Genomic DNA, 19,154 nt, shown 5'->3' on the forward strand with positions numbered 1-19,154 from the left:
GACTAATTTGATATATCGATAAACAAACAACAAAAAACGTAACTTTGCTATCTTTAATTTTTTAAATGAAAACCTACTTTAGATTATTATCCTTTGCTAAACCAATAGAAAAGTTTGCGATACCATATATTATAGCAACCCTTTTCGCCATTATATTTAATACTTTCCTTTTCACGCTTCTAGGGCCAATTATGAATACCATATTCCTAAAGCCTGGAGAAGACCAAATTTCTGTGGTAACCAAAGACACTTCTTGGAACCCGATGAATTTATTTAGCCAATATATTGATCAAGTTATATTAACTCATGATAAAACCTATGCACTACAATTAATTTGTGTTGTAGTTATTGTTACAGTATTGCTGGCAAATTTTTTCCGATATTTTTCTCAGAGATATATGGAGGACTTGAGAGTGCATACACTGTTAAAACTTAGAAAAGCTGTGTTTGATAACGTAATGAACTTACATGTCGGCTTTTTTAACAACGAAAGAAAAGGCGATATCATTTCTAAAGTTGCTTCTGATGTACAGGTTGTTCAATTTACTGTTACCAATACTTTGCAGGTTGTATTTAAAGAGCCTGTTCAGCTGATCTTTTATGTTGCAGTATTGGTATCTATATCACTTAAACTAACTTTATTTTCTTTGCTGGTAATTCCAGTTTCTGGTTTTATCATTAGTAAGATTGTTAAAAGATTAAAACAGCAGTCAACGCTTTCACATGAATCTTTTGCGAAAATGATAGGCTTTTTAGATGAATCGTTAAGCGGAATAAAAATTATAAAAGCTTTTAATGCCACTTTTAGGATAAAGGAAAAATTTCAAGCAGAAAACCAATTCTATTCTAATTTGAATAGAAAAATGGCCAGGAGGCAGCAGCTTGCTTCACCAGTATCGCAAACATTAGGTGTATTTGTGGTTGTTTTTATTCTTTTGTATGGTGGCGGAATGATTTTAAGCGGTAACAGTGATTTAAAAGCTGGTGAATTTGTAATTTACTTAGCAACATTTTCACAAGTTATGCAACCAATAAAAGCGATTACCGATTCTTTTAGCAGCATACATTCAGGTATTTCTGCCGGAGAAAGAGTTTTAGATTTAATTGATACAAAACCAGAACTTACGAATAAGCTTGATGCAGTTGAATTAGATCATTTCAATAATGCTTTAACTATTAAAGATGTTTGCTTTAATTATGGAGACAAACAGGTATTAAAAAACATTTCATTAACCATTCAAAAAGGTAAAACAGTTGCTTTGGTTGGTCCATCTGGTGGTGGCAAAAGCACATTGATGGATTTAATCCCTCGTTTTCACGATCCAAAATCTGGAACTATAGCCATAGATGGTTTTGATTATAAAGATTTAACGGTAGAAAGTATCCGTTCGCAAATGGGAATTGTTAATCAAGAATCATTTTTATTTAATGATACCATTTTCAATAACATCGCCTTTGGCAAACCTGATGCAACAATTGATGAAGTGATGGCTGCAGCAAAGATTGCCAATGCACATGAATTTATATTAAATACCGAAAATAGTTACCAAACATTTGTTGGCGATAGAGGGAATAAGCTTTCTGGAGGACAAAAACAACGTATCTGCATTGCGAGAGCTGTTTTAGCAAATCCACCAATTATGTTATTAGATGAAGCAACTTCTGCATTAGATACAGAATCTGAAAAATTGGTGCAAGATGCCTTAAATAATTTAATGCAAAACCGTACATCTATTGTAATTGCTCACCGTTTAAGCACTATACAACAAGCAGATTTAATCGTAGTAATTGATAAGGGTGAGATTGCTGAAAGTGGTAGTCATCAAGAATTGATGAGTAAAACTGGCTTGTATAAAAGATTAATTGATATGCAAACTTTTAATGATTAAGGATGTGGATAAGCCTTTGGTATCAATAGCATTATGTACCTATAATGGTGAAAGGTTTATAAGAGATCAGTTAACTTCTATTTTGAACCAAACCTATACAAATTTAGAAATTATTGTTGTTGACGACCGATCACTGGATGGAACATTAGAAATTCTACGATCTTTTGAAAGTGAATTTAACAAAATCACAGTATATCAAAATGAAACCAACCTCGGTTATGGAAAGAATTTCGAAAAGGCAATTTCTTTATGTAACGGAGATTATATTGCACTCTCTGATCAAGATGATATTTGGTTGGAAAATAAAATTTATAGACAGCTCGATTGCATAAAAGATAATTTACTTAACTACCATAATTCTGAATTTGTAGACGAGAACGGCAATACTTTAAATAAATCTGTTTTTGATATCTGCAAACCATATAATGGAAATGATCCTAGGCACTTTTTATTTGAAAACTGTGTTTCTGGACATACAATTCTTTTTAAAAAATCACTTAAAGATTATCTAGTGAATTTTCCAGCTAATATATTTTATGATCAATGGATCGCGTATGTTGCAACCAACTTTGGTAGCATAAACTTTATAGATGAGAAACTTGTGAAGTTTAGACGTCACGGAGATAATTCAACAGATATATTAAGGAAGAAGAAAAGCATCCGTAATCGGACTCATGAGATCGATAAAGTAGAGAGTTTTGCAAAATTTGCTTTTAATAAAAATGATTTTGCCAAAAAGCTATTGGTTCTTTTTAAAAAAGGAGCTAGATACCTAAATTTTGAGTTATTATTTTTTTTGATAAGAAATGAGGAAACGCTTCTTCATTTATCTAGGAAAAGTAAGTTAAGTAAATTCAATAAACTTTTGAAATATGCTCTTATCAAAAGTCGCACAAATAAGGCTTAATAAAATGAGTAACTTTCCATTAATTTCTATAGCGGTTTGTACATATAATGGAGCAGCTTATTTAAAAGAGCAGCTACAAAGCTTAATTAATCAGACTTATAAAAATATCGAAATTATTGTAAATGATGATAAATCTACTGATTTAACACCTTCAATACTTAAAGAATTTGAAATACAATATCCAAATTTTAGGTATCGAATAAATGAGCTAAATGTAGGGTATGCAAAAAATTTTGAGACTATTTTACAATACTGCAAAGGTGAGTTTATAGCCTTTTGTGATCAAGATGATTATTGGTTGCCAAATAAAATCGAAACTTTGCTATCTAATTTCTCTGGTGATGATGTGATGGTGTATCATGATTCTGAGTATATTGATGAAAGCGGTTTGACTTTAAATAAGAAACTCTCACAAACTTCTGGGTACATCAATACAAGACATCATCATGAAGTAGTTTATAATAATTGTGTTGCTGGACATGCTTTGATGTTTCGAAGTGTGTTAATTTCAGAAATTGTTCCGTTTCCTAAAAATATCCCACATGATCATTGGGTTACCTACGTTGCACTAATTATTGGAAAAGTTAGTTATTTACAAGAAGTTTTGGTTCAATATCGTCAGCATGCTTTATCAATAACAGACATTTTAGACAAGCGAAAATTTAGCTCTAAAAGTGAAGAATTTAACCGCAAGCTAGGCAATAGAACAAAAATAAACGAGGTTCGTATAGGTTATATTAAAAGCTTAAGTTCTTATGAGAAAAATACTTCATCAGATATCAAATTGTATGAACAGTTGATTAAGTTATTGACTAAGCGTGATGAAAAATATTTTTCAATTGCTTTATTTCGTTTACTTTTTATAAATAGAAAGACGTTATTTGGTTATCTACACAAAAACATAATCAGTATATTTTTCAAAATTGTGCAAGAAAGTACAGGGAATAAAGCGAAAGTACTATGGTTTAATATGTCTAATAAATTTTAAATCATTTATCGCTTTGATGAATAAAATTTTAAAGCATAATAATGAAGTTTGATGTAAACTAACAAGCTTATTTTCTTCCTTTTCTTGAAAGACCAAAGTGTTTTGAAAACAGTTGTCAAATCAAGATTATGCTTATAAAAATGCTTAATTAAGCTTTTAAAAGCCCTTTTCTCTATAATTTGTTGCTTGTATTTAGAAATATTTGAGGTAATCTTAGGAAGAATTGAACTCCATTTTTCATGAATCTTCAATGTGTCTCCAAGCCAATGCTTATCAAAACTTCCTTCAGAAAAATGATGCATTAACACATTAAATGTAACCATAACATCGTGATCTTGACCAACATTTAAACAAAAATCAATATCGTAACAGTGAAATCCTTTAAGTAATTTCTCGTCGAATGGTTTATGCGTTACAATGTTTTTTGTTGTGCAAATCCACATTCCATCCACACAGGCTACGTTTGCTAAATCTTTTGTACCAGGATTATGATGAATCAATTCTGTTTCGGCCTTTTTTCTTTTATATGATTGAATATAATTGGAGAATGTAGTCTCACCTTCAAAACCCTCTGCTCCCCATCCAGATGGTATTGAAGCTTTATAAGAACTCCCAACAACACCTAATGCACCGAGATTTTTATTTTTATCAAAAATATCAACAACAATAACTCCCCAATCTTTTGTTTGATAGGCAATATCTTCATGCATAAAGCATAAAATTTCAAATTTTGCCTTTTTAGCACCGTTATTGTATACTTCGCAAATACCTTTTTTACCTAAAGAATTATCAAATGCTATAATTTCGTAGGGTATACCTATCGTTTTTTCGATGTTCAAACTAACATTAGCTAACATCTCTTCACTGATTGAACAAATTATTATTGAAATCATTTACTTATATATGATAGAAAAATCCAATTGCATAATCATAACTATTATATGAAATAGTGTAACAATGAATTTTAAATATTTACATCTTGTATATGTGATAAATTAAAATTTTTATGTGTACCAATGCTTTAAAATTCAACTTAAAACATAGTACTATTCTACGAACAATTATTTTTTATAGAGGTAAAAAACAGCAGTATCTCCGCGTTTAAGCTCATTTAACTCCTTAGCTTTCGCTTCAAAATTATCCATTTCTTGTTTTGAGAAATTCTCATAATAAGGATAAGGACCATAATCATTTTTTGAAGAAAATAAGGGAATATTTTTTTTATAAAGTTCACTGGCCCAAAACTGAAAACCTGAAGAGTCGAACAATATTTTCTTTATTTTAAAGTTTGTTTGATCAGCGAGTATTTCCATACTTTTTAATGTGTGAAGGAAAAAATGTCTTGGCGCATCTAACTGCACCCAATTTTCTTCATAAATCTTCCAAGCATCTCCTAGTATTGGAATACAAATTGCCAAGCATCCATCTTTTTTTAGTAAACGATAACAATCATTCAAAACTTGATGTTGGTGTTCCATGTGCTCGAAAACATGGTTCATCATTATAACATTATATTTATTAGGATCTAGTTCCTCAAGCTCTTTCTTTCTAATTTTAACACCATATCCATGGTCAATTTCTTCAGGTAAATACTTGTCAACTCCTTCAACATTTTGAAAACCAAGATTAAACAAATCGCACAATAGATATCCTCTCCCACAGCCAATCTCAAGAATACGATGTTTGAACCCAACATCTATATGCTTAATGTAATTGAGAGCTGGTAATTGTCTTTTCAGAACCCTTTTAATCCTAAAACTCCAAAAAATTCTTTTAAAGAACGATTTACGTTTCAATGGAGCAGTTTTGGTAGTAAAAGAATAATAATAATATGGATAATATTTATCCATATTTTCTGGAATTTCAGCTATTTGTAAACAACCACAATTTGAACATTCATTGTATTCGAATTCATCGCTAAAGCCAAACATCTTTTCTTTAAAGTTGTAAGTTTTACCGAACTCAGCTTTACAAATCCGACAAACTGGGGCTAAAAAATTTTCAGTGTTCAATTTGATTCCTATTTAACCAAAAAAAAGAATTTCATCCTTTAGAAGGTGTTTTAATGATTGAAAAATTCTATTAAAATATCTTTTAATTGAAAGATACAAAATTGACTGCATTTAATTCCGTTTTCAATTAAATCCAATCTATTTATCCTGATCAAGCATAAAACATTCGGATCAGTATAAAATTTAAAAGATAAATTACAGCTAAATTTTTAATTGCATAAAAAAAGTGACCTCTTGTTAAAGGTCACTTTTATATTTTTTAACTTATTTACAACTTCCTTTTCACTTCAACTTGTTCGTAAGCTTCTACAATATCGCCCACTTCAATGTTGTTAAAGTTTTGAATGTTTAAACCACACTCGTAACCTTTAGATACTTCTTTAACATCATCTTTGAAACGTTTTAATGAAGCCAATTCACCTGTGTAAATTACAACACCATCTCGTACAATACGGATTTTGCTATTTCTAGTTATCTTACCATCTAATACCATACAACCTGCAATTGTACCAACTTTGGTAATTTTAAAGGTTTCTCTAATTTCTACGTTAGCAACAATTTTCTCTTCAAACTCTGGCGCCAACATACCTTCCATCGCCGCTTTAATCTCATTAATCGCATCGTAAATAATAGAGTATAAACGAATATCAATTTGCTCTGCTTCTGCTAATTTACGAGCTCCTGGCGAAGGGCGTACTTGGAAACCTATAATAATTGCATCTGAAGCAGATGCCAACAATACATCAGATTCTGAAATTTGACCTACCGCTTTGCCAATAATATTGATCTGAATTTCTTCAGTAGATAACTTCAATAATGAATCTGCTAATGCTTCAATTGAACCATCCACATCACCTTTAACAATTAAGTTTAATTCTTTAAAGTTTCCAATTGCCAAACGACGACCAATTTCATCCAAGGTAATATGTTTCTGCGTACGTAAACCTTGCTCACGCATTAATTGTAAGCGTTTATTTGCAATCTCTCTAGCTTCAACTTCACTTTCCATTGCATTAAACTTATCACCTGCGGTTGGCGCACCTTGCATACCTAATACTTGAACTGGTACAGATGGACCGGCCTCAGATACTTTAGCACCGCGTTCGTTAAATAAAGCTTTTACTTTACCGCTGTAACTACCTGCTAAAATTGGATCACCAACTCTTAAAGTACCTGCTTGTACCAAAACTGTTGTTACAATACCTCGGCCTTTATCTAATGTTGCCTCGATAACTGTACCTGTTGCACGTTTATTAGGATTAGCCTGTAATTCTAACAATTCTGCTTCTAATAACACTTTATCTAATAGCAAATCTACATTTAAGCCGCTTTTGCTTGATATTTCTTGCGATTGGAATTTTCCACCCCAATCTTCTACCAAAATATTCATGGCAGATAATTGTTCTTTTACTCTATCTGAATTTGCACCTGGCTTATCAATTTTGGTGAATGCAAATACCAAAGGCACACCTGCTGCTTGAGCATGGTTAATTGCTTCTTTAGTTTGTGGCATCACCGCATCATCTGCAGCAATAACAATAATTGCAATATCTGCTACTTTAGCACCACGAGCACGCATCGCTGTAAACGCTTCGTGACCTGGAGTATCTAAGAATGTTACTTGTTTACCAGAGTTTGTAGTTACTTTATAAGCACCAATGTGCTGTGTAATACCACCAGCCTCGCCAGCAACCACGTTCGCTTTACGAATATAATCTAGCAATGATGTTTTACCATGATCTACGTGACCCATGATGGTTACAACCGGAACTCTAGTTTCTAAATCTTCTGCTGCATCCTCTTCCTCTATAACGCTATCTGCTTCTTCATCAGCTTTTACAAACTGTATTTCGTAACCAAATTCATCAGCAACAATAGTTAAAGTTTCTGCATCTAAACGCTGGTTAATAGAAACAAACATACCCAAACTCATACAAGTCCCAATAATTTTTGTTACCGGCACATCCATCATATTAGCTAACTCATTTGCCGTAACAAACTCTGTAACCTTTAATACTTTAGATTGTAATTGTTCTTCAGCTGCTGCTTCTTCTGCAGTTAATGCAACATCATCACGTTTCTGACGACGTAATTTTGCTCTTTGTGCAAATTTACCAGATTTACCTGCTCCACTTAAACGAGCAAGTGTTGCTTTAATCTGATCTTGTATTTCTTTTTCTGTTGGTTCCTCTTTTGGTCCGCCTGATGGAGCACCTGGACGAGCATTTCTAAAGTTAGGACGACCACCAGCTGTATTGTTAGTATTATTTCTAAAATCAGGACGGTTAGCCGGAACACCTGTTCCCGCTGGGCGAGGTGCTTGTTGACCTTGCTGACTTTGTCCAGCGCCTTGTGTACCTTGTTGAGGTGCATTTGTCCCACCTGGAGTTTTTTTGCGTTTGCGTTTACGCTTAGCAGCTTCGCTATCATTAGAAGAAGCTATTGGTTGGTTTCTACGATCTGGTGTAGTTGGCAAAACAATTTTACCAATAATATTTGGACCAGATAATTTTACAGAACGAGCCTTTATAACATCATCCTCTGCAGGAACCTGAGCAACAGGCGGAGCTGGAGTAACTGGCTTCGACTCTTCAACTTTAGGTTTTTCTTCAACCTTAGTTTCTTGAACAGGAGCTTTTACTTCTTCAACAGGAGCTGGTTTTTCTTCTTTAGGTTCCTCTGCTTTGGCTTCCACTTTTGGTGCTTCTGCAACAACAGCAGGAACCTCTTTTTTAGTTTCAACCACTGGTGCTGGCTCCTCCTTCTTATCAGGACGAGTTTTTGTATTTAAATTGTTTAAATCAATTTTACCTACAATTTTAACACCAGGCAATGAACCTTCTTCCTCTTTAGCCGCGGCTGGCTCAACAGTTTTAACTGGCTCAACCGGTTTAGCTTCAACAGGTTTCTCTTCCTTTGGCTTCTCAGCTGGAGGACTATAAGAATGAAGGTTTTTAATTAAAATGCCTTCATTTTCAAAATCTTGTTTTTTACTAGGCACCTCAGGAGCTTTCTCAGCTGCTTCGGGTTCATCACGACGAATTTTTCCTATAACTATCTGATTGGCTTCCTCTTTTACGATTTTATCCCCCTGAAACTCCTTCATTAATGTATCATACATCTCTTTAGAAAGTTTGGTAGTGGGCTTATTTTCCACAGCAAAGCCCTTCTTACCAAGAAAATCTACTGCTGTAGCAATTCCTATGTTAAGCTCTTTGGCTGCTTTAAATAAAATTACGGCTTTGTCGTCTGACATCTATTATCCTATTATTTTTACTAATTATATACAAAAGTAACGTTTATTCTTGTTTATTCAAGCATACAACGTTATTCAAATTCCGATTGAAGAATACCAATAACTTCTTTAATGGTTTCTTCCTCCAAATCGGTACGTTTTACTAATTCATCTACTGATAAAGCTAAAACACTTTTGGCAGTATCACAACCAATTGATTTTAACTCATCAATAATCCAGCTATCAATTTCATCCGAGAATTCTTCGATATCCACATCTTCATCTTCTTCGCCAGCTTCGCGATAAACATCAATTTCATAACCTGTCAATTTACCTGCCAATTTAATGTTGTGTCCGCCACGGCCAATTGCTAATGAAACCTGATCTGGTTTTAAATAAACAGATGCAGTTTTATTTTCATCATTTAATTTAATTGAAGTAATTTTTGCTGGGCTTAAAGCACGCTGAATATATAATGATACATTATTCGTAAAGTTAATTACGTCAATATTCTCATTTTTCAATTCTCTTACGATACCGTGGATACGAGAACCTTTCATACCAACACAAGCACCTACTGGATCAATTCTATCATCGTATGATTCTACAGCAACCTTAGCTCTCTCACCTGGTTCACGAACGATTTTTTTAATGGTAATTAAGCCATCAAAAATCTCTGGAACTTCAATTTCAAACAAACGCTGTAAAAACTCAGGTGCAATTCTAGAAATGATAATTTTTGGAGTTGCATTAACCATATCCACTTTAGAAATTACAGCACGTACCGAATCTCCTTTTTTGAAATAATCTGCTGGAATTTGCTCCGTTTTAGGCATCATTAATTCGTTACCTTCATCGTCTAAAACCAAAGTTTCTTTTTTCCAAACTTGGTAAACTTCTCCGGTTACAATTTCACCAACTCTATCTTTATATTTTTTGAAGATTTCGTCTTTTTCTAACTCCAACACTTTAGAAACTAAAGTTTGGCGTGCAGCTAATATGGCTCTGCGACCAAAACTTTCTAATGTGATTTGCTCAATGTAATCATCGCCAACTTCCATATCCGGATCTAGCTGTTTTACTTCGGCAAGCTCAATTTCTAAATCATCATCTTCAGAAAATCCATCTTCCATTACTTTTCTAGTTCTCCAGATCTCCAAATCCCCATTATCTGGATTTACAATTACGTCACAGTTTTCGTCTGTTCCATATTTTTTACGCAACATACTGCGAAATACCTCTTCCAGCACACTAATTACTGTAGGGCGGTCGATATTCTTAAAGTCTTTAAACTCCTGAAATGAATCGATTAAGTTAATATTGCTCATTTGTTTATTTAAATGAAATTAAAACCTTTGTTTCTACTATATTATTAAATTCAATTTGGGCATTTACCAATTGAACTTTTTTACCTTTTTCTTTTATCTTTTCTTCAATTTCAATTGCATCATCGGTAACCGAAATTAATTTACCTTCTTTTAGTGTGCCGTCGTTTAGTTTAACGCTTAAATCTCTACCAATGTTTTTATGATATTGACGATTTAATTGTAAAGGTTCGCCAACACCAGGAGATGAAACTTCTAAATTATAAGCCTTATCAATGGTGTTTTCTTCTTCTAGATGAAACCCAACGTGTCTACTAATTGCTGCACAATCCTGAATACTTATGCCTTCATCACCATCTACATGAATGATCAATTTGTTGTTTGGAAGCATCTTAATAGACACTAAAAACAATTCAGGTCTATCTGCAATCTTTTCCTCTACGAGTTCTTTAACTCTTTTTTCTACCTGCATATCCTAATTTGTTGCAAAAGAAAAGAGGGGACTCTGTCCCCTCTTCTTCCTCTATTACGGTGCAAATGTACGAATTATTTTATCAAAACAAAAAACCCTTTTGAAAATGAGGAGTATAACTAGCGTTTTAAAATTTGTTGTTGTGCTTTTAGCTGTCTTCCAACTTGAGATTTTATGATTTCTTCGCTCTTAGCAAACTGGGCATTGATCATGGTCTCAACCAAATAGAACTTACCTTTTTCGAATGGTTTTTTTGGAGTATAAACTAGGTCCTTCCCATCTATTGCTAAATCTCCCGGATACTCAATTTCCATACTCGTAGAGTCATCATCACCTGGAGTTTGTAAAACTGATACTATATTTTGGTAAGCAGAATCTGTTAGTAGATTGGTTTTTAGTTGATATAAACCTGCGTCATCTATATTATTAATAACTATTTTAGAGCTATCTGATGAGAACTGAATGGATAATGGCTCACTATTTGTATAGTTGCATGCAATAAAAAACCACAATAGGTTTACTGTTACAAAAAATTTAACTTTATTAAACATTCAACTAAATTAATGTTATGAAACTGATTCTCGAAATTTTATTAATGGGCTTTGCCATGATGGTTGGCGCCTACCTTGTTCCAGGTGTTAGTGTAGATGGTTATATGAGCGCACTTATTGCGGCCGTTTTAATAGCATTAGCTAATGCAACCATAGGCTTAATATTACGCATTTTTACACTTCCCTTAAACATTTTAACTCTTGGGCTAATCTCTTTTATTATTACAGTTTTAATGATTTTACTGGTTGATAGCTGGATGAAAGGCTTTAATACCTCAGGCTTTTTAGCTGCCGCGATACTTGCTATTGTAGTTTCGCTAATTAAAATGATACTCGATTCTATTTTTGGAGTGGAGAAAAAGTAAGTTTAAAAAACAACCGCAAAGAAACAAATGCACAAAGTTAAATTTAATATGCTTTGCGTAATCATTTCTTTGCGGTTAAAATATGTTTCTGAGGCTTATTTACTTAAAATACTTCTACTAATTACCATTTTCTGTATTTCAGATGTACCTTCATAAATCTGAGTAATTTTAGCATCACGCATTAAACGTTCTACATGGTATTCTTTAACAAAACCATAACCACCATGTATTTGCACTGCTTCTACGGTTACATCCATTGCCACTTTACTGGCAAAAAGTTTAGCCATAGAGCCAGCTAATGTATAAGACTGACCTTGGTCTTTTAACCAAGCCGCTTTATACACTAACATTCTAGCCGCTTCAATTTGTGTAGCCATATCGGCTAACTTAAAGGCAATTGCCTGATGATCTGAAATTGGCTTACCGAAAGATTTACGCTGTTTTGAATATTCCAACGCTAATTCATACGCTCCAGCCGCTATTCCTAAAGCTTGTGCAGCAATACCAATTCTACCGCCTTCTAAAGTTTTCATCGCAAATGAAAAGCCAAAACCATCATCGCCAATTCTGTTTTCTTTTGGCACTTTAACATCGTTAAACATTAAGGAGTGTGTATCAGAACCGCGAATACCTAATTTATTTTCTTTTGGCCCAATTGTAAAACCAGGTGTACCAGCTTCTACAATAAATGCATTAATACCTTTATGTCTTAATTCTTTGTGTGTCTGTGCTATCACTAAATAAGTACTCGCTGTACTGCCATTGGTAATCCAATTTTTTGTGCCATTTAGCAAATAGTAATCTCCCATGTCTTCTGCGGTAGTTTGCTGCGAAGTAGCATCAGAACCTGCTTCTGGTTCTGAAAGGCAAAAAGCACCAATTTTTTCTCCAGAAGCCAAAGGTTTTAAGTATTTTTCTTTTTGAGCCTCTGTACCATAGGCCTCTAAACCATAACATACGAGCGAATTGTTTACAGAAACAACTACTGATGCAGATGCGTCTATTTTAGACAGCTCTTCCATCACCAAAACATAGGAAACAGAATCCATGCCGCTACCGTCGTATTTTGGATCTACCATCATACCTAAAAAACCAAGTTCTCCTAGTTTTTTTATTTGTTCGCTCGGAAATTTCTGATGCTCATCTCGCTCAATAACACCCGGCTTTAATTCTGTTTGTGCAAAATCTCTGGCCGCCTGTTGTATCATCAATTGTTCTTCACTTAATTCAAAAAGCATAATTAAAATTTATATTTGGTTAGATTTTCCAAATTTAGTGTTTCTAAGTTAAATTGCTATGGTTGCATAGTAATTTTTTTATCATCATTTTATTTAAAGACTTAAAAATGAGATAGTAAAAGTTTTTTTTAGAAAGGCAAGGCTTGTAAAACAATCAAAACTAGCCCTGCTGTTCACTTTACTCTCCCGATGAAAAATCGGGATCGTGTTCGTTTCCATCAGGCTTATTTACAAACGCTTTTGCAACTATATACAGCAAACCCACCCATAGCACAGCAGGCTTAACTAAAATAAACCTGATAGTAATGGAGGCCGATTTTTCCCCGAAGAAGTCGGGAGTAAAAGAATCGGCAGAAATGAAAAGCAGGACTGAAGTAACCGAAAAGCACAGCAATTGCTTTTCTAAAATTAGAAGACTTAATTATTTGGGTAGCTAAAAAAACGAACTGTTAATTATTTTAACAACTTATTGTTATCGTCAGGAAAAACTAGAATTGGTTGGTATTTTTTGGCTTCTTCTATTGGCAATGATCCATAAGACATAATGATTAAAATATCACCAAGCTGAACTTTTCTTGCTGTTGCGCCATTTAAACAGATCATTCCTGTTCCACGTTCGCCTCTAATTGCATAAGTTTCGAAACGCTCGCCATTATTATTATTAACAATTTGAACTTTTTCGTTAGGTATAATGTTAGCCGCATCTAATAGATCTTCGTCTATAGTTATACTACCAACATAGTTTAATTCTGCCTGTGTTACTTTAACACGGTGTATTTTCGATTTTAGGATCTCGATAATCATTTGGCAAAGTTAGTAATTAAGGTTGAAGGAAAAAAAGTAAAAGGTTGAAGGCTACAATTAGCAGACAATGGTATCACATGATTAGCTCAAAAGCATGTTATCTATCAATCTTGTTTCGCCAACCTTAGCGGCTACCAAAGCCACGGGATTTTTAGTTTCATCATTTTCAATAGGCAACAAGGTGTCGTTTTGTACAATTGTAAAATAATCTAATTCTACACCGTTTGTACCAATAATCATTTGTTTAGCTTTGGCTAGCAAGTCTGCTAATTCTATTTTCTTAAAATTATCTGCCACGAAATTTAGCGCTTTGCTTAATATCAGTGCATTTTCTCTATCTGTTTGCGATAAGTGAATATTTCTAGAGCTCATGGCTAAGCCATCATCTTCTCTAATAATTGGGCACGAAACAATTTCAATGGGTAGGTTAAAATATTTAACCATGTTTTTAATCATCAGCACCTGCTGAAAATCTTTCTGACCAAAAAAAGCGATATCAGGGTTTACTGCATCAAAAAGTTTTTTTACAATTTGTGTTACCCCTTGATAATGGCCTTTTCTAAATTCACCTTCTAAAACAAACTCTGCCGGACCCAAATCTATATGCCAATTTTCTGGTATAGGGAAACTAGGGTACATCTCTGTAACAGTTGGCATAAACACAAAATCGCATCCTGCATCAGTAAGCATCTTTATGTCGTGCGCCAACGGACGAGGATATTTCTCTAAATCTTTAGGGTCTGTAAATTGCGTTGGATTAACGAAAATGCTGCAAACCACAACTTCTGCGTGTTGTTTTGCAATATCAATTAAAGATAAGTGCCCATTATGCAATGCACCCATTGTTGGCACAAGCGCCACCTTAGATTTTGCCTGTTGAAATGGCTTAAGTATGGCTTCTAATGCCGCAATAGTATGTATAATTTCCAAATTACCAATTGGTTTTTAAGGGTGCTAAGTTGGCAATAAATCTATCATTTACAAAGCCAAGTGTACAAATTATTGATAAATATTAATATTTTACGTACCTTTGCACCTTGATAATCTTGAAATTAACATAATTTAATATACAATATGGAGATGGCAAAAACGAAGCTACTGATTGTTACACACGAGATGTCGCCTTTCCTCGAACTCACAAAAATTTCAGAAATTACCCGTCAGTTACCGCAAGCAATGCAAGAAAAAGGATTTGAGATCCGTATCTTGATGCCTAGGTTTGGCAACATTAACGAAAGAAGAAATAGGTTACACGAAGTAATCCGTTTATCTGGAATGAACATTATTATTGATGATAACGACAACCCACTTATTATTAAGGTTGCTTCTATTCCGGCTGCTCGTATGCAGGTTTATTTCTTAGACAATGAAGATTATTTTCAGAGAAAGTACGTATTTAGAGACAAAGAAAATAAGTTTTATGCAGATAACGACGAGCGTACAATTTTCTTCTGCAAAGGTGCTTTAGAAACTGTTAAAAAATTAGGTTGGGCTCCGGATATTGTTCACTGCCACGGCTGGATGACATCATTAGTGCCTGCATACATTAAAACTACTTATAAAAACGACCCAACATTTAAAAATGCGAAAGTTGTTTATTCTGTTTACGAAAACTGTTTTACTGAAAAACTAAATGCAGACTTGCACAAAAAAGCGATTATGCAACACATGACAGCAGAAGATACAAAACCATTTATTGATGCTGATAATAATAGTTTACATATTGGAGCGATAACTCACTCTGATGCAGTGATATTAGCTGACGAAAAGTTAGATGAAGAGGTGTTAAAATTTGTTAAAGATTCTAATAAACCAACTTTAGCTTTTAATTTAACCGAAAATTATGAGAATTTCTTTGCTTTTTACGAAGAAATATCTAATGAAGAATTGGTTTCAGTAGCTTAAAAGCAGCTTTATTTCAATAACAAATATGAAATAGGCCATGTACCAACTCGAGTAAACGAATTAAATACATGGACTATTCCATATGACCGCTAAAAACAATATTTCTAATATATGAAATTTATAAAACTAGACTTATTAACGTTGTTGATAAGTCTTTTTCTTTTCGCATCATGCGAAAGCACATCAACAATAGGTTTAGAAGTTGATCCAACTGCTGCATTGCAGGGTAACTTGATTGACACATTAACTATTAGTTCAAGAACACAGTTAGAAGATGTGTCTAATACTAGAGCAGTAACTAGACATCCGTTAGGATATATTAAAGATCCTATTTTTGGAACAACGGAATCAAGTTTAGCAATGGTGGTAAACCTCCCTAATAGTAGCACATATGAATTTGGCACTACACCAGTTTTAGATTCTGCAATATTGGTTTTAAACTATAGTAGTGAGTTTTATGGCGATAGCACGGCTACCTATAGCATTGATGTTCACCAACTTAATGATGATATTACTCAGAATGAGTCGTTTTTGAATAATAAAAACTATAATTTCTCATCAACTGTAATTGGTAATAAAACAGGCAAAATTTATCCTACTACTAGATACAAAGTTACCGACCCAGTTACTGGCAAAGCAGATACACTACGAACAGTTACGCCTCAATTAAGAATTAGGTTAGATAGAACTTTTATACAGAATAACATTGTAAACTTAAGCGCCGATAACTTAAAACTAAATGAAACCTTTGTTAGCTTATTTAAGGGTTTAAAAGTTCAGCTTAATAAAACTAACTCTACAGGCAATGGTGGTATCATGTTTTTTGATTTTGCAGGCGATAATTCTTCATTGGCACTTTACTATAAAAAGCAAAATGCAACAACAACAACAGCTATTGATACCGTTCCAGTTGTAAATTTCCCAATAAAAAACTCTTTAAATCCAATTGCTGCTACAATAAAACATGATTATACAAACACAGCTGTAGCTACACAACTGGCAAACCCTAATATACAGTACGCTACAACCTTTCTTCAACCAATGGCTGGTTTAAAAAACAAAATAGCTTTCCCATACTTAGGCAAATTTGCAAGTGAGATCGGTAAGGTTGCAATTAATAAAGCAGAATTAGTGATTGATTTAAGTAGTGGTTCTGATGTTATACCTTATGGAGCTGCCCCAAGATTGGCGTTGTACAGATATGATATCGCCGAAAGAAGACAAAATTTACCTGATAATAATCCAGGTTCGCAAACTGTTGCAGGGGACCCAAGAGCTGTCTCGCCTCAAATATTCGGAGGTTATTACAACAGCATAACTAGGCAGTATATTTTCGTGGTAACTGCTTACGTACAAGATTTAATGGATGGAAAAACGAAAGATTATGGCACATTTTTAGCGCCAACTCCAATAAATGAGTTTAGTATCTTCCCATCAGTTTCTACTGCCGCAAGATCTGTTATCGGAAGCTTCAAAAAGAACCCAACTGTAGGCGATAACACCATGAAATTGAACATTTACTATACCAAAATAAACTAATCATATACTAAGTTATTTTATACTATAAAATCCCCCGAGAATTTTCTATTTTCGGGGGATTTATTTTTAACAAAACATTATGTGTGGAATTGTAGGCTATATAGGCTTTCGTGAAGCTTGGCCGATAGTAATTAAAGGCTTAAAGCGCTTAGAATATCGTGGATATGATAGTGCTGGAATAGCATTAATTGAAGATAGCAATCTAAATATTTATAAAAAGGCAGGCAAAGTACAGGAACTAGAAAATTTTGCCGTTGGCAAAAATATCTCTGGCACAATTGGAATGGGACATACCCGCTGGGCAACTCATGGTGCGCCATCAGACAGAAACTCGCACCCGCATACGTCTAATAACGGTAGACTAAGTATTATTCACAATGGTATTATAGAAAATTACGCTACGCTAAAAGAAGAACTAGAGAGAAGAGGTCATACTTTTAATAGCGATACTGATACTGAAGTTCTTATTCACTTAATTGAAGAAATTTACAAAAACGAACATAATGACCTTTTAGAAGCTGTACGTTTGGCACTTCAAGAGGTAAGTGGTGCTTACGCAATTGTTGTTATGGATCAAGATCATCCAAACCAATTAATTGCAGCCAGAAAAGGTAGCCCTATGGTTATTGGAGTTGGGCAAGGAGAATATTTTATTGCTTCTGATGCTACTCCAATTATAGAATATACCAAAAACGTAATTTACTTAAACGATAATGAAATTGCTTTTCTAAAAAGAGATGAGTTATTGATTAAGAGATTAGATAACGTAGTTCAAACTCCATATATCCAAGAGCTAGAGTTACAACTAGAAATGTTAGAGAAAGGTGGTTACGACCACTTTATGCTTAAAGAAATCTATGAGCAGCCTCGTTCTATTAGAGACTGTATGAGAGGTAGGATATATCCATCTGAAGGCAAAGTACAGTTGGGCGGCATAAAAGAGTTTGCCGATAAACTTAAAAACATTGATAGAATTATTATTGTTGCTTGCGGAACATCTTGGCATGCTGGTTTGGTTGGTGAATATTTGATTGAAGAATATGCTCGTATACCTGTTGAGGTTGAGTACGCATCAGAATTTAGATATAGAAATCCAATTATTACAGAAAAAGATGTAGTTATTGCCATTTCGCAATCTGGCGAAACTGCCGATACAATGGCTGCAATAGAGATGGCAAAAGAAAGAGGTGCAACCATTTTTGGTGTTTGTAATGTGGTTGGCTCTTCAATCCCAAGATTAACGCATGCTGGCGTTTACACACATGCAGGTCCAGAAATTGGTGTTGCATCTACAAAAGCATTTACTGCACAAGTAACTGTATTGACACTGATGGCGTTTTATATGGCTCAGCAAAAAGGTACTATTACCAATTCAAAATTGGTAGAGCTTTTAACAGAGCTTGATTCTATCCCCGATAAAATACAATTAGCGCTTCAATCTAACGATATTATTAAGGCGGTTGCTGAGAAATTTAAAGACTCAAGAAACTGTTTATTCTTAGGTAGAGGAAGTGGTTTTCCTGTAGCTTTAGAAGGCGCATTAAAACTAAAAGAAATTTCTTACATCCACGCAGAAGGTTATCCTGCTGCGGAAATGAAGCATGGTCCAATTGCTTTAATTGATGAAGAAATGCCTGTAGTTGTTATTGCTACTAAAAATTCATCTTACGAGAAAGTAATTAGCAACATACAAGAAGTTAAAGCTAGAAAAGGTGTTGTAATTGCAATTGTAACCGAAGGTGATACCGAAGTAAAGAAAATGGCTGATTATTGTATAGAAATACCTGATGCAGATGAAGCATTTTTACCACTTATTGCAACTATTCCTTTACAACTTTTATCTTATCATATTGCGGTAATGAGGGGTTGTAACGTAGACCAACCTCGAAATTTAGCAAAGTCTGTTACTGTAGAATAAAAAAAT

At 34.0% G+C, this 19,154-nt stretch carries 16 protein-coding genes; 7 read left to right on the forward strand and 9 right to left on the reverse strand.

Annotated features, from left to right (window positions below):
• The first annotated feature begins 65 nt into the window (after positions 1 to 65).
• From AC07XU_RS04185 to AC07XU_RS04195, 3 genes are read left to right on the forward strand one after another with little or no spacing between them, the layout of a single operon-like run.
• Positions 66 to 1,889 carry an ABC transporter ATP-binding protein gene (locus AC07XU_RS04185; RefSeq protein ID WP_494942365.1) on the forward strand — a complete coding sequence of 608 codons (1,824 nt, stop codon included), beginning with the start codon at positions 66 to 68 and terminating at the stop codon, positions 1,887 to 1,889.
• Positions 1,882 to 2,796, forward strand: a complete 915-nt coding sequence (locus AC07XU_RS04190) for a glycosyltransferase family 2 protein (protein ID WP_494942366.1) — start codon at positions 1,882 to 1,884, stop codon at positions 2,794 to 2,796. Before AC07XU_RS04185 ends, AC07XU_RS04190 begins: the two co-directional genes overlap by 8 nt.
• A gap of 4 nt (positions 2,797 to 2,800) precedes the next feature.
• Positions 2,801 to 3,784 carry a glycosyltransferase family 2 protein gene (locus tag AC07XU_RS04195; RefSeq protein ID WP_494942367.1) on the forward strand — a complete coding sequence of 328 codons (984 nt, stop codon included), beginning with the start codon at positions 2,801 to 2,803 and terminating at the stop codon, positions 3,782 to 3,784.
• Positions 3,785 to 3,789: 5 nt separating this feature from the next.
• On the opposite strand, the gene AC07XU_RS04200 is transcribed toward AC07XU_RS04195, so the two are convergent.
• From AC07XU_RS04200 to AC07XU_RS04225, 6 genes are all read right to left on the reverse strand, one after another.
• Positions 3,790 to 4,677 carry a glycosyltransferase gene (locus tag AC07XU_RS04200; RefSeq protein ID WP_494942368.1) on the reverse strand — a complete coding sequence of 296 codons (888 nt, stop codon included), beginning with the start codon at positions 4,675 to 4,677 and terminating at the stop codon, positions 3,790 to 3,792.
• A gap of 168 nt (positions 4,678 to 4,845) precedes the next feature.
• Positions 4,846 to 5,796, reverse strand: a complete 951-nt coding sequence (locus AC07XU_RS04205; protein WP_494942369.1) for a class I SAM-dependent methyltransferase — start codon at positions 5,794 to 5,796, stop codon at positions 4,846 to 4,848.
• A gap of 268 nt (positions 5,797 to 6,064) precedes the next feature.
• Positions 6,065 to 9,052 (reverse strand): translation initiation factor IF-2, encoded by a 2,988-nt coding sequence (infB, locus tag AC07XU_RS04210; RefSeq protein ID WP_494942370.1) that lies wholly within the window; start codon positions 9,050 to 9,052, stop codon positions 6,065 to 6,067.
• A 71-nt stretch (positions 9,053 to 9,123) separates the two neighbouring features.
• Positions 9,124 to 10,359: a transcription termination factor NusA gene (nusA, locus tag AC07XU_RS04215; RefSeq protein ID WP_494942371.1), complete on the reverse strand. Its 1,236-nt coding sequence runs from the start codon at positions 10,357 to 10,359 to the stop codon at positions 9,124 to 9,126.
• Between the two features lie 4 nt (positions 10,360 to 10,363).
• Positions 10,364 to 10,828 carry a ribosome assembly cofactor RimP gene (gene rimP / locus AC07XU_RS04220; protein WP_494942372.1) on the reverse strand — a complete coding sequence of 155 codons (465 nt, stop codon included), beginning with the start codon at positions 10,826 to 10,828 and terminating at the stop codon, positions 10,364 to 10,366.
• A gap of 119 nt (positions 10,829 to 10,947) precedes the next feature.
• Positions 10,948 to 11,379 carry a hypothetical protein gene (locus tag AC07XU_RS04225; protein ID WP_494942373.1) on the reverse strand — a complete coding sequence of 144 codons (432 nt, stop codon included), beginning with the start codon at positions 11,377 to 11,379 and terminating at the stop codon, positions 10,948 to 10,950.
• Between the two features lie 17 nt (positions 11,380 to 11,396).
• Here AC07XU_RS04225 and AC07XU_RS04230 point away from each other — a divergent pair, with 17 nt between their 5' ends.
• Positions 11,397 to 11,744, forward strand: coding sequence for a phage holin family protein (locus AC07XU_RS04230; RefSeq protein ID WP_494942374.1), 348 nt, complete (start codon positions 11,397 to 11,399; stop codon positions 11,742 to 11,744).
• Positions 11,745 to 11,839: 95 nt separating this feature from the next.
• Here the strand turns inward: AC07XU_RS04230 and AC07XU_RS04235 are convergent, their stop codons facing one another.
• The 3 genes from AC07XU_RS04235 to panC all read right to left on the reverse strand — a co-directional run bounded on the left by AC07XU_RS04235 (position 11,840) and on the right by panC (position 14,716).
• Entirely contained in the window at positions 11,840 to 12,982 is a 1,143-nt protein-coding gene (locus tag AC07XU_RS04235; protein WP_494942375.1) for an acyl-CoA dehydrogenase, read from the reverse strand.
• A 453-nt stretch (positions 12,983 to 13,435) separates the two neighbouring features.
• Positions 13,436 to 13,786 carry an aspartate 1-decarboxylase gene (gene panD, locus AC07XU_RS04240; protein ID WP_494942376.1) on the reverse strand — a complete coding sequence of 117 codons (351 nt, stop codon included), beginning with the start codon at positions 13,784 to 13,786 and terminating at the stop codon, positions 13,436 to 13,438.
• 81 nt (positions 13,787 to 13,867) lie between these two features.
• Entirely contained in the window at positions 13,868 to 14,716 is an 849-nt protein-coding gene (gene panC, locus AC07XU_RS04245) for a pantoate--beta-alanine ligase (RefSeq protein WP_494942377.1), read from the reverse strand.
• Positions 14,717 to 14,866: 150 nt separating this feature from the next.
• Here panC and AC07XU_RS04250 point away from each other — a divergent pair, with 150 nt between their 5' ends.
• From AC07XU_RS04250 to glmS, 3 genes are all read left to right on the forward strand, one after another.
• The gene (locus AC07XU_RS04250; RefSeq protein ID WP_494942378.1) at positions 14,867 to 15,691 is read left to right on the forward strand and encodes a glycogen/starch synthase; all 825 of its coding nucleotides are present in this window, start codon (positions 14,867 to 14,869) and stop codon (positions 15,689 to 15,691) included.
• A 111-nt stretch (positions 15,692 to 15,802) separates the two neighbouring features.
• Positions 15,803 to 17,230, forward strand: a complete 1,428-nt coding sequence (locus AC07XU_RS04255; protein ID WP_494942379.1) for a DUF4270 domain-containing protein — start codon at positions 15,803 to 15,805, stop codon at positions 17,228 to 17,230.
• A 79-nt stretch (positions 17,231 to 17,309) separates the two neighbouring features.
• Positions 17,310 to 19,148, forward strand: coding sequence for a glutamine--fructose-6-phosphate transaminase (isomerizing) (gene glmS / locus AC07XU_RS04260; protein ID WP_494942380.1), 1,839 nt, complete (start codon positions 17,310 to 17,312; stop codon positions 19,146 to 19,148).
• Positions 19,149 to 19,154 lie beyond the last annotated feature (6 nt).

Source organism: Pedobacter sp. GW456-11-11-14-TSB4 (assembly GCF_059424425.1).

Bases quoted from the DNA above. Each gene is read 5' to 3' on its own strand.
- AC07XU_RS04185 (WP_494942365.1), top strand. From the start codon at position 66: ATGAAAACCTACTTTAGATTATTATCCTTTGCTAAACCAATAGAAAAG.
- AC07XU_RS04190 (WP_494942366.1), top strand. From the start codon at position 1,882: ATGATTAAGGATGTGGATAAGCCTTTGGTATCAATAGCATTATGTACC.
- AC07XU_RS04195 (WP_494942367.1), top strand. From the start codon at position 2,801: ATGAGTAACTTTCCATTAATTTCTATAGCGGTTTGTACATATAATGGA.
- AC07XU_RS04200 (WP_494942368.1), bottom strand. From the start codon at position 4,677: ATGATTTCAATAATAATTTGTTCAATCAGTGAAGAGATGTTAGCTAAT.
- infB (WP_494942370.1), bottom strand. From the start codon at position 9,052: ATGTCAGACGACAAAGCCGTAATTTTATTTAAAGCAGCCAAAGAGCTT.
- nusA (WP_494942371.1), bottom strand. From the start codon at position 10,359: ATGAGCAATATTAACTTAATCGATTCATTTCAGGAGTTTAAAGACTTT.
- rimP (WP_494942372.1), bottom strand. From the start codon at position 10,828: ATGCAGGTAGAAAAAAGAGTTAAAGAACTCGTAGAGGAAAAGATTGCA.
- AC07XU_RS04225 (WP_494942373.1), bottom strand. From the start codon at position 11,379: ATGTTTAATAAAGTTAAATTTTTTGTAACAGTAAACCTATTGTGGTTT.
- AC07XU_RS04230 (WP_494942374.1), top strand. From the start codon at position 11,397: ATGAAACTGATTCTCGAAATTTTATTAATGGGCTTTGCCATGATGGTT.
- AC07XU_RS04235 (WP_494942375.1), bottom strand. From the start codon at position 12,982: ATGCTTTTTGAATTAAGTGAAGAACAATTGATGATACAACAGGCGGCC.
- panD (WP_494942376.1), bottom strand. From the start codon at position 13,786: ATGATTATCGAGATCCTAAAATCGAAAATACACCGTGTTAAAGTAACA.
- AC07XU_RS04250 (WP_494942378.1), top strand. From the start codon at position 14,867: ATGGCAAAAACGAAGCTACTGATTGTTACACACGAGATGTCGCCTTTC.
- AC07XU_RS04255 (WP_494942379.1), top strand. From the start codon at position 15,803: ATGAAATTTATAAAACTAGACTTATTAACGTTGTTGATAAGTCTTTTT.
- glmS (WP_494942380.1), top strand. From the start codon at position 17,310: ATGTGTGGAATTGTAGGCTATATAGGCTTTCGTGAAGCTTGGCCGATA.